This is a genomic window from Liquorilactobacillus satsumensis, from assembly GCF_964065465.1.
GTDB classification, from domain to species: Bacteria; Bacillota; Bacilli; order Lactobacillales; family Lactobacillaceae; genus Liquorilactobacillus; species Liquorilactobacillus satsumensis.
Map to the genome: position 1 here is coordinate 254605 of NZ_OZ061606.1, position 15333 is coordinate 269937.

Consider the following 15333-nt stretch of genomic DNA (forward strand, 5'->3'; position numbering starts at 1 on the left):
AGCAGTTGATACTTTCATCATTAAAGCATTATTGGACTTTTATTTCAAATCTACCTTTTGCTCAAAAAATTTTCAATAGCAATCTATTAAGCTTGCTCAAGTCGCCAGTAGCCTCTAAATTTTTAGACTATTTTTGTGCAAAAAGACGATCAAGTTTTAATCCCAAACTCGTAAAAATTCCCGTTTTATGCTCCTCAACAAGCGGCTGTCTGCTCAGTAAATGATATGACAGTTTCCGCGTAAAATTTGTTAATCTGGCTAACATGATCACGAAAAAAAGACCACAGGCAATTACAAAACCAAATCCGTAATATAAAGGCGACAAATTGAACATGAGAAAGGTTAATCCTGGTGATGCCAACGCAAAGATCAGGGTTCCTATAAAGGCCCCACGATTATCAACAAAATACAAGAGAATCAACATGATTGTATTAGCAATCGCGTAAAGGCCGTAACCAACACAAAGTATTCTGAAGTACCCGAACATGATGTCATTAAAACCTAATGGCAGCAGACTGATTACTGCTTCGCCAACTGAAATTGCAATTGCTGTTGTAAATAGTTGTTTTAAACCAGTGTATTTCAGCTCCGACTTTAAGACTGTCAACATCTCATCTTCGGCCTGCTTGATATCCCTGATTGAACCTCGATTGTTAAACAATGCATAGTATGCCTTATACTTAGGGTAAAAATTAACTTCAACCGAAATCATAAAATTCATGGTTGTAATCAACGTGGTTAAAAAGGCCAATAATGCAGGAATGTCATAGTAAGGCGCTGCTCTGAATAACCCTTCAATCTTTTCTCCCAATTGACTATTCCAAATCATCACAATGTGTCCGAATAAGCCAATATTGATAAATAAACCGACAAACGCCAATTCTAAATACTTATCAAACCATTGCAAAAAAAGAAAAGGTTGCTGCGCACTCCGAGGGAAGAAACGATACAGTAATACTACATCCCAGACTAACATTACTCCATAGCCACAAAAAATAGCGAAAAGCATCCCTAAGACTGAGATCCCATCTAACCTGATCACAGCCCAAGCCAATAGAAACGCTACAATGACCGCAGAGACAAAAGAAAACAAAATTCCGTTGTACTCTTTAATCGCGGTTAAATAGCACATTGCATTCCAAACAACCAATATTTCTGCAAAAATAGCTAGGCACATCACAGTCAGCGTTAAGTTAGTATTAGAACATAATAAAAATGCAGTATAGAGCAACTCACCAATTATCAACATCAGCATATTTGAACCCCAAAATGAGGGCATGATCTTCTTTTCTTGTTTTTCATAAAGCATATCAGCGATAAATCTGGTTACTACTAATGAAAAGAATCCGGAGACCGTCAAAGAAAATAAAAGTGTGTAGGTTATTGTGCTCACAAAGACTTCCTGTCCATGGAAACTCATATTGTATGCTCTACTTAAAAAAAGAATACTTAAAAGCAGCACAATCCCCAAAATCATCGGTCCAGTGCATACAATTCCGGCGTATCCATATGCACGGGCAGTTGCTAACAAACCTCTTTTTTTAAACAGCTTTTTTAATTCAAATCCGATCCCTGCCATATTTTTCTTCAACCTCTTCATATAGATTACGGTACTTTGCCATCATTTGTTCTTGGCGATAAAATAAGCTGACCCGCTTGCTTCCAATCGTCCCCATTTTCATTCTAAGTGAATCCGACTGACACATTTTATGCATGGCTTTCGCCAATCCTTCTCGATACATTGGTGGCACACAGTACCCCGCAACTCCTAAATTATCGTCTTTTTTACCTTCAAGTAACTCTCTACAGCAACCGACATCCGTTGTAACACATGGCCTTTTGGCTGCCAACGATTCCAATACTGAAAGTGGCTGTCCTTCAGAAATACTCGTCAAAAGTGTAAAATCAATCTTTTCCATGTACTTAACCACGTTAACCCGACCAGTAAAAAGAACCTTGTCGGTAATTTGAAGAGCCTCGACCAATGCATGGCACTCGCTTCCGTATTGCTCATCATCAGTTCCTCCCATAATATGCAAGCGTACATTGTTTCTTAGCGTTAAAAGTTCAGCAAAAGCATAGATCATCGTTTTGATGTCTTTAATCGGAGCCAGCCGGACCACTGCTCCAATTTCGACGATCTCCCCCGCCTTTTTTTCTGGAATGGCATGCATTTTATCATAGTCAATTCCATTTTCGATTACCCGACATTTCTCAATGGGACACCCAATCTCTGCTTGAATCTTCTTGGCATTCTCGAATAGACTCGTTACTCTAAAAGCGCGCTGATAAATTGCATCTGACAACATATAAAAAAGTTGAATCCATTGCTTTTTAAAAGTTGGTGCTACCCATTGTGCCCGGATAAGTTCTTCCTCACGTTCACGCGTATAAATTCCATGTTCAGTTAACAACAACGGTTTCTGATAGCGCCAACTCCCAAGCGTAGCCAACAGACCACCATATCCAGTTGCAATTGCATGGTAGGCATCTGCTACTGGAACTTCTTGGCTTAAGAGATAAAAAAGTGGCAACAACATCGAACGCATTGTATGGAATGAATCTGCAAAAGCTGAATACGGATATTTTTTAGTACATAGTTGGGTTAAGAGTTTTAAAAAAAGATCGCTTTGCAACAGTGCGAGCGGCGCAACTTTCTTATCTTGGAATAATTGAAAAAGTAATTCCCAATTGGGATGCGCACATTCCATCAATTGTTCCAAGGCTTCTTCTTCTGCAAAAGAGAAGTGATGCCTTAACTTACCATGCGGTCTTTGCTTCAAAGCCTCACCCAGAAAAACTTCATGCACCTCAACCACATTCTTGGGAAAATCATAGACAAAGTGCCCGCGATCTTTTGCATGTGCCCCAATAACCCACAAAACAAATTCATGTTCAGGCATATCCTCTAAGTAGTGCTGCATCCAGGTAGAAACCCCACCATGAACATAGGGGTAAGAACCCTCTAATACTAAACAAATCCGCATTTTTCTCATCTCCGTAAGTTAATGGTGACATTCCTGCTAGTCGCACGCAGCAAATAGAGATCGCCTGTGACGTGACGAAGCGTTCCGCCCTCCACGCCTTGAGGCTTGCCGCCTTCATTTAGACGTACCATTAAATAGCTTTCGTCATATAAGTTGCCAAGCTCCAACTTAACTTCAGTGGCGGTAACCTCTTTTTTGGTCACAACCGCTGCACTATATCTTTCAATTGCACCAGAAAGTTCTGAACCGGTTAAGTTTCTAATCCCTGGTGCTGCGGTGAACAACCACTCCATATAGGATGCTAAGTTATTTTTCAATTTATTCCACCCCAGCTTAGCACCACGATCAACATCTAAGAGATCATCAGGATGCATAAAATGAGTATTCACGTAATGCATATTTAACTCAGAAAAAGCGGCAAGCTTATTATACTTATCAAAAAGTGCACCCGAAATAATTCGTGGTTGATTAACAATTCCATCTTTTGAAACTCCAAACTCCTGCGAATAACCGGCATCCCCCGGAAAATAAACACTCGCGATCGTCCTAATTTCTTTGTCTTTTCCAAGCATCTTTCTGCCTTTAGCTGAAAGAATGTTAGACGGTGGTACGTAAACTGATTTTCTTGTCTCGGGAAAGACATTGTTTGAAAAGGTCTCTAATTGTTCAATTGAGTTCTTCATCGCCTGGGTATTTTTCCAAAGTTTATATGGTAAATGCTGTCCCTTGTAACTGACTTCCCCAGTATTCAATGGTTGGTGATTATAACCATGAAAACCTAATTCACCATCTGCGTGCAATAACATATTACCAAAATATCTGAAACGACTTGTATCTTGGGTCGTTGTGACCTTTCCATTTGTCTGATTTCCATAATTTTCAATAATAACACCTGTAAACCTGACACCATGGCGCGCCGAAAGTTTCAACAGGTCCGGCCACCAAACTTTGGAGTAAAAGTCAGCAATATTCATATGATAGTCACGCTTTACATACTTGCCATCCCCATTAGGAACTGGTGATGGAAAATCATCCAAATAAAATGCAGACCCATTAATCACAGGATAGACTCCCACTGCACCTAATAAGCTATATGAAGCCGCATAGATTCCCCTGTTAACTTTTTCAACAATTCCAATGTTATCTACTACAACTTGCCCTTTACCATATTTATTCTCCCAAACTAATGGGAATTTTTGACTCTTGTCGGTCCAGGCATATGTCTTAACATTGCGCGTTAACTTCATTTTACGTGCAGACTTGAACGGATCACTAAATTTATACTCCTTGTTGCCACCCGCCATAAAACCCTTAGCGGCATAAAAACCGGAAACTACTTCATTTTTAGCAGTCGCACTTGTGACGCCCAACTCACCGAAAAAGTTATCAACTCCCTCTTCTTTTTGAATTGGCAGTACAAATAGTGCATGACCTCCAGCGCTAATCCAATTTTTAAAAACATTCTGCTGCGTCCCAAAACTACTAATATTTTCTGTCAGTACAACAACTGTTTGATAAGCTCCCAGTGCAGGCAGTGTTTGCTTTGATAAATCAACAGTTCTATATCCGACTTTCATATCCAAAAGAACTCGCTTAATCTGCGGCTCAGCTACTCGACAATCTGGCTCAGTACTATCAGTTAAAACTAAACAAGTCACTGGAGCCTTTTTAACCGCAGCTGAACTTTGTATCACTTTACTGGTTGGTAAATAATTAACCTGCTTAGCTGGTTGCGTATAGTGAATCCCGCTTCGTTCAAAGAAGAGGATGAGTGCCATTATGAAAAAAGTCAGCATGATAAAAAAAAGTGCCTTATACCTAAAACTTTTCCACCTATTCATGGAATTTTTTCCTTTCTTCCTTTGCCATCCAGTATTCCACTAACTCCCTATTTTGCTTCGAGAAGTAAATGTTCTTGGTTTCAATTTCTTTGACTGTTTTAATGATCTGCTGGTGATCGTGCTGTGAAAAATAATATTTGATTTTTTCTAACCAATATTCCTGTGAATCTCCCCAGCTTTTTTCAACTTCACCGAGATAAAATAAAGCACGGCTGTAATTTTTTGACTCCAGCAAAGTGTCAATCATTTCAAGATAAGTTTCAAGGTCGCCTTGCCCTACATCAATTAACTTTTGCAATAAATTCACATACTGACTGCGTTGAATCTCATAGGTGTGCTTTTCAATAAAATCCGACTTAAGATACTGCTGTAAAAAATTCTTGTAAGCTTGCAGCAACTCAAGATTGTCCGGTGCTTTTCGATACCTACGTTCAAAATCCTGTAACTGTATGTCAAAATCGCTGGAGATTGAAGCCAGTGCCGTCGTCGCATAATGAACAACTTCAACGTCATTGTTCATGCGCGCTTTTGACAACATCTCAATATATTGTTTGGGATCATCGTTCAACACCGTCAACAATAATTTGCGTCTAACCTCTGGATCATTAATCAGCAAAGCTTCTTCCATCGAAACAATGTTCTGATAATTTCGCTCTCTTTCAACTACTAAGCTGTTTTGTGCGGACGTATCCTCCAGAGCTTCTTCTAGGTCAACCTTTTTTCGGCGATTAGTTGTTGTTGAAAAAAAGATTCCCACAATCACCGCACAGACACTGCCGAAAAACGGAACTAGTAGCACAAAGGGCAGAATAATCTTAGAAAGATGTAACAGCCGCAGCTTAACACCGGCGTAGACAATTACGCACCCGATGAGGTGGATGATCAGCAAAAAAATTATAATCCGCACAGCTTTTCCTCCTCATTTTCAGAGACAACTTGGCTTTTAATTCCAGCTTTAGAAAAACGCTGCAGCACAAGCGGTACATTTTTAGGAGAAATTTGTGTTAACAACAAATAAAAACTTCCATCATCAAAAATGCCAAAAAGATCATTTTCTCTAATTAATCCTTCAAGTTTGGAGTAAGCCGTTTTAAGTTCAGTCATATTTTTGACATCAATTTTAAGTAGCTCATACAATGAGTTTTGCTCTTCTTTTGACTTTTTAGCGATCTTCAACTCATTGATAAAAGCCTGCTCTTTTAAAATTTTAGTTTGCTCATAATGAAGTTTATTGTAGACGGTTTCTTTGTAGAAAAGCGCTTTTAAGACAGCACTTTGGACTAAGCCGCACAACACCTTAAATAAGTTCTGATAATAGAGTGTCATTTGCGTATAGTCGACGTGAGAAACGGTTATCAAGAGCAATAAACGTGCATCTTGGCTTATGCCGGTAACATACATTGGAAAACGTTTGTCTAAATTATTATTAACCCAGACCTCACCTCGTTTGACAGTCGCAATAATTTCGCCATAGTCTGCAAGTGCTAATGAAAAGGGTTGTTCTTTTAAAATCGCGCTAGACGCAACTTGCAACCGAGCAAAAGCCTCGTTTTTTTCAACTTTGTAAATTGAAATTGTTTTATTCTCGAGCAATTCTTCCAAAACTTTAATTGCTTTATTAAAAATCTGCGAAGGTTCAACGGAATCAAGCTTTTGCGTTACTTCAAAGATCTTGCCAAAACTATTTTTACTGCCTAGAATCTGTTTCCGCAGCTCTTTAGTCTCGCGCAATTCTTCCCCATAAAGTTGCTGTACAAAGCTGTATTTTTCTTGCACAAGTTTATTTTCTTTCTCCCAGAAATTAAGCCTATCTTTATTTTTATTTTGCAGGTATCCACAAATAGCTCCGATAATAAAATAACCGATAAATGGTAGCCAGTTGGAAGGATCATAAAATAACATTAGCCAATTTGTTCCACTGATCACAAAAGAATAAACCAGCAGCCCCGATGCCAATCCTGCAGCCACTAATCCGAGATCAATTCCATAAATCGTTCCCACAATAACAACATAAAGTAACTTGATATCAATTAACTTGAATTCAGAATTATTGCTTGCTAATTTGTTTAAAAGAATACAGATTCCAAAAGCTGCAAGAACTTCTAATACAGCAATTAACTTATGGTGCTTTTTAAAAAGAATGTTATTAATCCGCTCCCAAGCTCCCACTGAGGAAATATTTTTGCGATATTTGCGATACAATTCAGGCAGCTTTTCATTAAGCTTGATTTCTTGTTTCCAGTTATACCTGTCACCAAGTTGCGAATCCGTTAGCTGCTCAAGTTTAGTTGCAGTTGTGGAATCTTCCGTAAAAATAAGCTTACTTTGCGGAATTTCATCCTCAAGCTGGTCCCAATCGAGCTCATTTTGCTGCGGAATATTGAGAATTTCAAAACCTTTTTCCCAGCTATCACAGACTTTTCGGATTAATTTGCATAAATCTTCAGGTGCAATAAAAGATAACGACTGTCGCCGACTAGCTGCTATCCGGAAAGACTTCTGCGCTGCTGCACTTTGAAACAGCTTATACAAAAAATCATTGCTTTTCTCAGCCGAATATAAAAATGGGCTCTTAATAACTTTCACGTCTACCCCTTTTTCGGTTGCATAATAAGCACATAGATCTGCCAGCTGGCGTAAAATAAGTTCCTCATTTCGCTTATCTTTTCCCAAAGTGCTAGGCTTTGTAATATATAATAGCTGCGTTTCTTTGTTTTGCTCGCAATATTCCAGCAAAGAGCTCATTTCTTCGACTTCGTGTTGAACTCTGCCTGTAAAGGTTAAAAAAGCAGAAAAGTACACAATTTTGTCGAAGTACTGCAATTCCACAATATCAGTCAGTTGTTCATAGTTTTTCGAAATTGCTGTAATTTTTTTATCAAAGCTTGTTTCAACGAGAGGGTCTCCGATGATCAGCACATCACATTTAGGAAAAAGTTCTCCAATCATTTTCTTCGTCAAATAACCAGTATTACCCGCTAATAAAACTCTCACTTTCGGATTCCCCTCCTTTTCCTATTCCTTAAACAAAATACGCAGTGTTGTGCCTTATTTTTCAGGACTAAATTTATTTTCTCCATGCAAGTTTCCTCTTCCTGTTCACTGCTCGATTAATTGCGAAAAGTGCAAATATTTTTTCAATCCGGTTGCTAAATCATTTTGAGCTGTAAAGCCAAGACGTCGTAATTTAGTTATGTCTGCTTGAGAACGCTGAATATCTCCTTCACGTGCCGGCTTTTTTGTGATTTGCAGCTGGCATCCAATCAGCTTTTCCATTTGCCGAATCACTCCAAGCAATGTAACTGTCTGTCCGGTGGCAACATTGTAAACCTCATGCTGAGCCTTAGAATGCAACAAAATTTCCAGAGCCGCCACCACATCTTCAACATAGATAAAATCACGTTCCTGACTTCCGTCACCAAATAAAGTAAACTCCTGCTTGTTTTTAAAGCACTCGGAAATAATCGAAAGGACACCTGAATATGGGGAACGTGGATTTTGGTTTGGCCCGTAAACATTAAAAAATCTAGTCGCAACGGTCGGAAGATTATATAAACGCCCATAATTCAGCACAAATCTTTCTGTGGCGTATTTATCAACTGCATAGGGCGTCATCGGTTCAACCCTGGAATCTTCCCTCTTAGGGAGTTCTGGTAAGTTCCCATAGACCGCAGCTGAAGATGAAAAGAGCAGTTTTTTGATTGGCAACTGATATTTCCGAATAGTTTCGAGAATATTAATATTAGCTTCTTGGTTAACCTTGTGTGTCGCATAGGGACGTGCGATTGAGTCAGCTACACTCGCAACTGCTGCTAAAAGAACGATATAATCAAATTTATTTTTTAATAGTAAATTCTGCATAAACTGCTTATCAGTAATCGAATGTTCATAGAATTGCAGGTGAGTGTTATTATTTTTTTCCAAATTAGTAATCTGACCCATCGATAAATCATCAACCACACACACATCGTGCCCTTGTTGAATGAGTTTCTTTGTCAAATTAGAACCAATAAACCCTGCACCACCTGTTACTAAATAACTAGCCAAAATTTGTCTCCCCCGCTGGGCCCACTATTAAATTATTATTTACAACGCCCAAACGATTATATCCTATATCTTATTTTTTTTAAACACTATATTTTATCATTAAAAAGATAATTATAAGCTTACAATCATTATGATAATAATTTTCTGTTGCCTGTTCTACTTTTGAAAATAAAATTCAGTTCACTTTCTATTTTTAAAAAGCCAAACAGAAACCTCTAGAAACTTTTTACTGTTATATAGGTAATAGTGCTGTTAAAAGTTACCTTATACTTAATCAAAAGGCATCCTATTTTGTTACCGCCATTTGGCAATTTTAACTTGGATAATAATTTCGAAGCACTTATGCCGCGTGACAAATTAGATATATTTTTAATTTATAATTTTTATTCATCTATTAATTAAATGAAAATAATACTACCTTTTTTAAAAAATCTAATAAAATAATAAGGACATCTATTAATTTTTATTTTCTAACGGTCCCTTTATCCATTTCAAATAATCACTTCTAGTCTTGAACAAGCTTTGACCATAAAAAAAGACCACCTTAGAATTGCCAGTTGTTCCTGACAATTTTAGGATGGTCTACGATGTACGATGCGTTCGTTCATGTTAAATGTGCTAATAAAGATGCGTATAACGCGGTTGTCCAAAACCGTGTTTGCGTTCCTGTGTTACTGCATTTTGTGCTACTAAATTAAGATAGTTAAACGGTCGACTGAAGTTAGGTTGAAAAAACATATCAACGAGTGCTAGATCATCAATCGTATTATTGTTTTGAATCGCAAGTGAAACAGTATTAACCGCTTGCGTAATATCTTGCTTGCTATGTAGCTGTAATCCTAGGATCTTTCGATTATCCCGATTATACACTAATGAAACAGTTACTGGGTCAGTCTTGGGCATGTATGGTGGCCGCCAGATTCCCTTGTAATCAGCTCTTAGCGCATTTAGTCCAGCTCGCTTGGCAGTTTCGAGTGTCAAGCCCGTCGTTGCAAAATGATAACCAAATAATGGCAGCACTGAAGTTGACTGTGTCCCCATGTACGGCTCACAATTGCCGAAAACATTCCGGGCGACCAGCAATCCTTGTCTGACTGCATTAGTTCCAAATGGTGCGTAAATAGTTTGCTTCAGTGGATTGAAGTAGACCGCGGTACAGTCACCAGCAGCATAAACATCGGGGTGAGAAGTTTGCAAATATTCATTAAGGATTAAAGCACCATGGCGTTCCATTTTTAGTTGTCCGGTAAACAACTTGGTATTTGGAATGAAGCCCGTACAAACAATCGCCATTTCTTCTACAAACTGACCACTCTCAGTTGTCACCCGAATGGTAGTCGCACCTGCATCTGCAAATTCTTTTACATGTGTATTCAGATGGACTGTTACGCCATGCTTTTGCAACAATTTGACTGCTAAATCTGCTGACTCTGGATCGAAATAGTTGTTTAAAACTCTCTTTTGCGCCTGGAACAGTTGAACCTCATTACCATTTTGAGCAAGGCTTTCCGCAAGTTCAACTCCTGCATAACCTGCACCCACGATTGCAATTCGCCGATTGGCTTTAGTCATCTCATAAACATTCTTCGCCTGCAAATAATTTTTGCACAATAAAACACGTCGATTATCAATCCCTGCAATTGCTGGGAGACGCACATTAGCACCCGTCGTAATGATCAGTTTATCATAATGATCAACCAAAACTTTTCCCTTTTTCATATCAACCGCACGTACTTGATGGCGCTCCATGTCTACACGTAATACTGTGTGATTTTCTCGGACCACAGCACCTAATTTGCGTATTTTATCCGGAGAAGAAACAAAAACATTTTCTAATTTTTTTACTTGTTTATTCAGGGATAAAAAAATGCCATCGGTCGAAAAAGAAAAATTATTGTTTCTTTCATATATAGTAAGCTGTGTTTCAGGATGAGTCGACAAGATCTCTTGTGCAGCAACTAAGCCTGCATGAGTGCAGCCGATGATTATTACTTTCATAATGACTCTCCTTAGTTCATAATAGGTAATGTAATATTTTTTAGCATTTTACCGCATGAGAGGATCGTTGCTATGTATCGCTTTTATATCCAACCACAAAAAAATATGTTTACTAATTCACTGATTGGCTATGAAATGTTAATTCGTAAATATAATAACAATAAATGGCAGTTGCCACAAGATTTCACCTCTGTTCCAATTGTGAAACAAATTGAACTGTTGAAGCAGATTGGCACAGTTTTATTACTGAAAGTAGACTCTATCTCTTTTAATCTTAACCAAAATCAATTTGTAGACGAAACGATGGCACAAGCTTTGATAGAAACGCAAAAACACATCTACCCCCTGACCCTTGTGGTTGAACTCACAGAAGATGCCGGTGTCCCGCGGATTAACCTAGATACCGTAAAAAAGTATGCCCAACGTTTCTTAGAGTTTGGCATCGAACTGAGTATTGATGATGTCAGCACTGGAGAGAACGTTTATCAAAGGATTGAGCCACTTTTGCCGTGCGCTGCCGAGATCAAGTTTCCACTACAAAATCTGCGCAAAGAAAACCGTCTCGCTGAGATTCCTGGCCAATTGTTATTTTGGCGAAAAGTCGCACGCACCTATCATTTGCGTTTGATCGTCGAAGGAATCGAAAGCACTGCCGATGATGAACTCTTAAATGAGCTCGGTTTACCGCTACGCCAAGGATTTTTCTATGAAAAGCCCCATCTTTTGCGATTACCTGGAGATCCCAAGCTGTAGCGTAGCACCGATTACCGCAAGTCTTCCCGAGTACATATACTTTTATCTTTTAATTATCCATTTTAAAATAAAGAGTAGCTTTTGTTAAAATTCAAGGATTAACTTCCTATTTAGAAAGAAGGATCCAGATGGACAACTATGAACTGATTGCAAATATACAATCTTTCGCACTTTTCACAGATGCCAATCATCGCCAAATCTTAAAGAAAAATATCCTGACGCAGGAACAAATCGAATATCGATTGAAGCCGATGGACTTCATTACTTTTTTAAATGAAATCGACCTTTATAATAATTCTCATCAGAATACAGCAAAGTTTATGGAAGCACTTGAAAAACACTACTTAAATATTGGGAATCGAATTGTCAGGTAGGCCTTTTTCGAGTACGAACACTGGTTTAATATTACATTAAGATTACATTCATTATTTATTAAGATATGTAATTTGTGATTATGCTATTATAGCTGCAGGGAGACATTTATATTGGGGAAAACACAATCTAGGAGGTTATTTTTATGCATAAACATAATGAAGAAAAGCTGCATTATAAAATGTACAAAGCCGGAAAATTCTGGCTTTACAGTACAATTGCAGTGTCATCATTCGTTGTTGGGGTCCAGTTGAAACCGGTCTCAACGGCACTTGCAAGTGAAGCAAAGATTGAGAGTGATACTTCATCTCAAAAGGCCTCATCTTCATCTGCTGCAGACTCAAGCAGTTCTGCCAGCAGCTCTTCAACCAAAGAAAGCTCAGCTGCAAGCAGCTCTTCTGTAGCAAGCAGTAGTTCGTCTACTAAAGAAAGTTCCACTGCTAACAGCAGTTCGTCTAGTGAAGCGGCTGATAGTTCAGCTGTCACTGCTGCAGCAACAACCTCTTCAACCAAGGACAGTTCAAGTGCGACAACGTCAAGTTCAGCTAGTGAAAAAGCTTCCTCAGCTGATAGTTCAACTGTCACCGCTGCAGCAACAACTTCTTCAACTAATGCCAGTTCAACCAGCTCAACTGCGGCTGCTTCTACTAGCACAAAAGATTCAGCATCAAGCAGTTCAGTTGCAGATAGTTCTTCTTCAAACAGTAGTTCTGCTGCTAAAGAAAGTTCCACCGCTACTAGCTCTTCTGTTGCAGCAGATTCAAGCAGCTCTGCCAAAGAAAGCTCAGCTGCAAGTAGTTCTTCTGTAGCAAGCAGTAGTTCATCTACTAAAGAAAGTTCAGCTGCAAGTAGTTCTTCTGTAGCAAGCAGTAGTTCTTCTGTAGCAAGCAGTAGCTCTTCTGCTAAAGAAAGTTCGGCTGCAGCAAGTTCTGCATCCAGTGCTAAGACAAGTTCAGCGACTGTTAAGTCAAGTACTGCAAGCAGCGTCACTGCAGCCAGTTCTTCAACAACTGCTTCTACTTCTACGACCACAATTACTGAAGCTGAGTTAGAAGCCAAAATTGCTGCCCTTAAAAAACAAAATACTGCTGAATACAGCACCAAGGTGTCCACCTTCTTAAATCAAATCTTGGACGGCGCAATTGAAAGCTGGACCAAATATAAAATCTTACCTTCTTTGACAGCAGCTCAAGCAATTCTGGAAAGTGGCTGGGGAACATCTAGTTTAGCCAGTGAATATCATAATCTGTTTGGCATTAAGTCTGGAACTTCTTGGACCGGCAAAACCGTTACGTTACAAACAGAAGAATACTATGATGGCAGTTATCATACGGTTAATTCAACCTTCAGAGCTTATGATAATGATAGTCAAAGCATCACCGATCATGCCGAATTGCTAGCTGAAAGTTCCCGTTACAGTAATCTGGTTGGTGAAACCAATTCAAGCACTGCAGCCACTAAGATTTATGAAGATGGTTATGCAACTGATATTAGCTATACCTCCAAATTGGAATCTATTATTGAAACTTATGATTTAACTGCCTGGGATGAATTAGCCTTTAAGTATAGCGGTGTAGACGTCGATAGCAGTTCTGACAGTGACTCTGACAGTGATTCTAAAAGCAGTAGCGGCTCTACCACAAATACTTATTATACCGTTCAATCTGGCGATACGTTGAGTGGAATTGCTGACAACTACAGTACTACCGTTAGTCGTTTAGTAACACTTAATAATATCAGTAATGCTAACTTTATCTATGTGGGACAAGAATTGCTGGTTTCAAGTGCAAGCAGTTCCAGCGCTAACAGTTCAAGCAGCAATTCGTCGACTTCTTCCAGCAATACTTATACGGTGAAATCTGGCGATACCCTGAGTTCAATCGCTAACACATACGACACAACTGTCAGCAAACTCGTTTCACTCAACAGTATCAGCAATGCTAATTATATCTACGTGGGACAGAAATTGACTGTTGCATCGAGCAGCTCCAGTTCTTCCAATTCAAGCAGTTCGTCAACCTCATCCACTAGCAAGAAGACCTACACGGTGAAATCTGGCGATACGTTGACTTCAATTGCTAAGACATATGGGACGACAGTTAGCAAAATCGCTTCGTTGAACAGTATTAGCAATACTAATTATATTTATATCGGAGAAGAATTGACTGTTTCTGGATCGAGTACAAGTAGTTCGAGTTCAACTAATTCAGCAACTACAACTAGTTCCTCGAATAGTACTGGCACGACTTATACAGTCAAATCCGGTGATACGTTGAGCGGAATTGCCTCAACATATGGGACCACTGTCAGCAAGTTAGCTTCATTGAATAGTATCAGTAACACCAACTACCTCTATGTCGGACAAAAGCTGACGGTTTCAGGTTCAAGTTCGAGTTCCAGTTCGTCGAGTTCATCAAAAACTTCGAATAGTTCAGCGACGTCCTCCAATAATGGAACTTATACAGTTAAATCCGGTGATACATTGACTGCTATTGCTAACACATATAACACGACTGTCAGCAAGCTCGCATCCTTAAACAGTATCAGTAATACGAACTATCTCTATGTGGGACAGCAGCTAACTGTTTCAGGTTCAAGCTCTAATAGCAGTTCGAGTTCTAATAACAGCTCAACATCATCATCTACTACCAGTGGAAGTTATACTGTTAAGTCAGGTGACACATTAAGTGCAATTGCAGCCGCAAATGGTACAACCGTCAGCAAGTTAGTGACAGCAAATGGAATCAGCAATGAAGATTACATTTACGTTGGTCAAAAGTTGACACTGTAGAAATATTTGAATAAACAAAGCTAATTGCTAAAATTAAGCTGTGGCAAATCTGGATTGATTCCAGCTCGTCGCAGCTTTTTGATTACAGTAACGCAGCCTAAACAGCAGCATTAAAGAGGCTCATCTACTATCTTGGGATTAACCAGTCCAAACTCTGAAGACTTTAAAAGCTGTGCTTGGAGGAGGAATTTAATTATGGAAATCAAACATGGTCGAAACTCATTTTTTGATGGCGGACTATTCTCTTATATTGGCTGGAATCTCTTGGGGATTATTTTGACCACCTGTACTTTGGGGATTTGCTATCCGTGGGCGCTATGTTTAGTTTATGGTTGGAAAATCAATCATACAGTTATTGCTGGCCACCGAATGCATTTTCACGGTTCTGCCGTTGGCTTGTTTGGTAACTGGATTAAATGGTTATTATTAAGCATCATAACTCTTGGAATTTATCTTTTTTGGGTTGGAATAAAACTCGAAGATTGGAAGGCTAAAAATACAAGTTTTATGAATTAGACTTGTATAATTTTGAATAATTTATGCC

The 15333-nt window shown here is 38.9% G+C and carries 12 protein-coding genes and 1 pseudogene; 5 read left to right on the forward strand and 8 right to left on the reverse strand.

All coding sequences use genetic code 11. From position 1 onward, the window contains the following. Window positions 1–127: 127 nt before the first annotated feature. The 7 genes from pelG to AB3Y88_RS01215 all read right to left on the reverse strand — a co-directional run bounded on the left by pelG (window position 128) and on the right by AB3Y88_RS01215 (window position 10873). Complete coding sequence (gene pelG, locus AB3Y88_RS01185) at window positions 128–1591, reverse strand: exopolysaccharide Pel transporter PelG (RefSeq protein WP_201780643.1); 1464 nt, start codon at window positions 1589–1591, stop codon at window positions 128–130. Further along, a complete protein-coding gene (pelF, locus tag AB3Y88_RS01190) occupies window positions 1560–2987 on the reverse strand; it encodes a GT4 family glycosyltransferase PelF (RefSeq protein WP_228889269.1) in 1428 nt (475 codons plus the stop codon). Before pelF ends, pelG begins: the two co-directional genes overlap by 32 nt. A gap of 5 nt (window positions 2988–2992) precedes the next feature. Further along, window positions 2993–4828, reverse strand: coding sequence for a DUF2194 domain-containing protein (locus tag AB3Y88_RS01195; RefSeq protein WP_056960705.1), 1836 nt, complete (start codon window positions 4826–4828; stop codon window positions 2993–2995). After that, window positions 4821–5735: a hypothetical protein gene (locus AB3Y88_RS01200; RefSeq protein WP_056960704.1), complete on the reverse strand. Its 915-nt coding sequence runs from the start codon at window positions 5733–5735 to the stop codon at window positions 4821–4823. The genes AB3Y88_RS01195 and AB3Y88_RS01200 overlap by 8 nt, the downstream gene beginning before the upstream one ends. Beyond that, window positions 5723–7822, reverse strand: a complete 2100-nt coding sequence (locus tag AB3Y88_RS01205; protein ID WP_056960703.1) for a DUF4118 domain-containing protein — start codon at window positions 7820–7822, stop codon at window positions 5723–5725. Before AB3Y88_RS01205 ends, AB3Y88_RS01200 begins: the two co-directional genes overlap by 13 nt. Before the next feature lie 105 nt (window positions 7823–7927). Next, a complete protein-coding gene (locus AB3Y88_RS01210; RefSeq protein ID WP_056960702.1) occupies window positions 7928–8875 on the reverse strand; it encodes a GDP-mannose 4,6-dehydratase in 948 nt (315 codons plus the stop codon). A gap of 618 nt (window positions 8876–9493) precedes the next feature. Beyond that, window positions 9494–10873: an FAD-dependent oxidoreductase gene (locus AB3Y88_RS01215; protein WP_056960701.1), complete on the reverse strand. Its 1380-nt coding sequence runs from the start codon at window positions 10871–10873 to the stop codon at window positions 9494–9496. A 72-nt stretch (window positions 10874–10945) separates the two neighbouring features. On the opposite strand from AB3Y88_RS01215, the gene AB3Y88_RS01220 reads away from it, so the two are divergent. The 3 genes and pseudogenes from AB3Y88_RS01220 to AB3Y88_RS01230 form a co-directional block, all read left to right on the forward strand. Further along, window positions 10946–11626 (forward strand): EAL domain-containing protein, encoded by a 681-nt coding sequence (locus AB3Y88_RS01220; RefSeq protein WP_228889266.1) that lies wholly within the window; start codon window positions 10946–10948, stop codon window positions 11624–11626. Between the two features lie 128 nt (window positions 11627–11754). Further along, window positions 11755–12000 (forward strand): hypothetical protein, encoded by a 246-nt coding sequence (locus AB3Y88_RS01225; RefSeq protein ID WP_054757585.1) that lies wholly within the window; start codon window positions 11755–11757, stop codon window positions 11998–12000. A gap of 143 nt (window positions 12001–12143) precedes the next feature. After that, a pseudogene (locus AB3Y88_RS01230) lies at window positions 12144–12260 on the forward strand (KxYKxGKxW signal peptide domain-containing protein); the annotation flags it as partial. 47 nt (window positions 12261–12307) lie between these two features. Here the strand turns inward: AB3Y88_RS01230 and AB3Y88_RS01235 are convergent. After that, a complete protein-coding gene (locus AB3Y88_RS01235) occupies window positions 12308–13099 on the reverse strand; it encodes a hypothetical protein (protein ID WP_367293445.1) in 792 nt (263 codons plus the stop codon). 4 nt (window positions 13100–13103) lie between these two features. On the opposite strand from AB3Y88_RS01235, the gene AB3Y88_RS01240 reads away from it, so the two are divergent. Both AB3Y88_RS01240 and AB3Y88_RS01245 read left to right on the forward strand, forming a co-directional pair. Next, window positions 13104–14789: a LysM peptidoglycan-binding domain-containing protein gene (locus AB3Y88_RS01240; protein WP_228889297.1), complete on the forward strand. Its 1686-nt coding sequence runs from the start codon at window positions 13104–13106 to the stop codon at window positions 14787–14789. Between the two features lie 195 nt (window positions 14790–14984). Next, entirely contained in the window at window positions 14985–15305 is a 321-nt protein-coding gene (locus tag AB3Y88_RS01245; protein ID WP_056960699.1) for a DUF898 family protein, read from the forward strand. Window positions 15306–15333 lie beyond the last annotated feature (28 nt).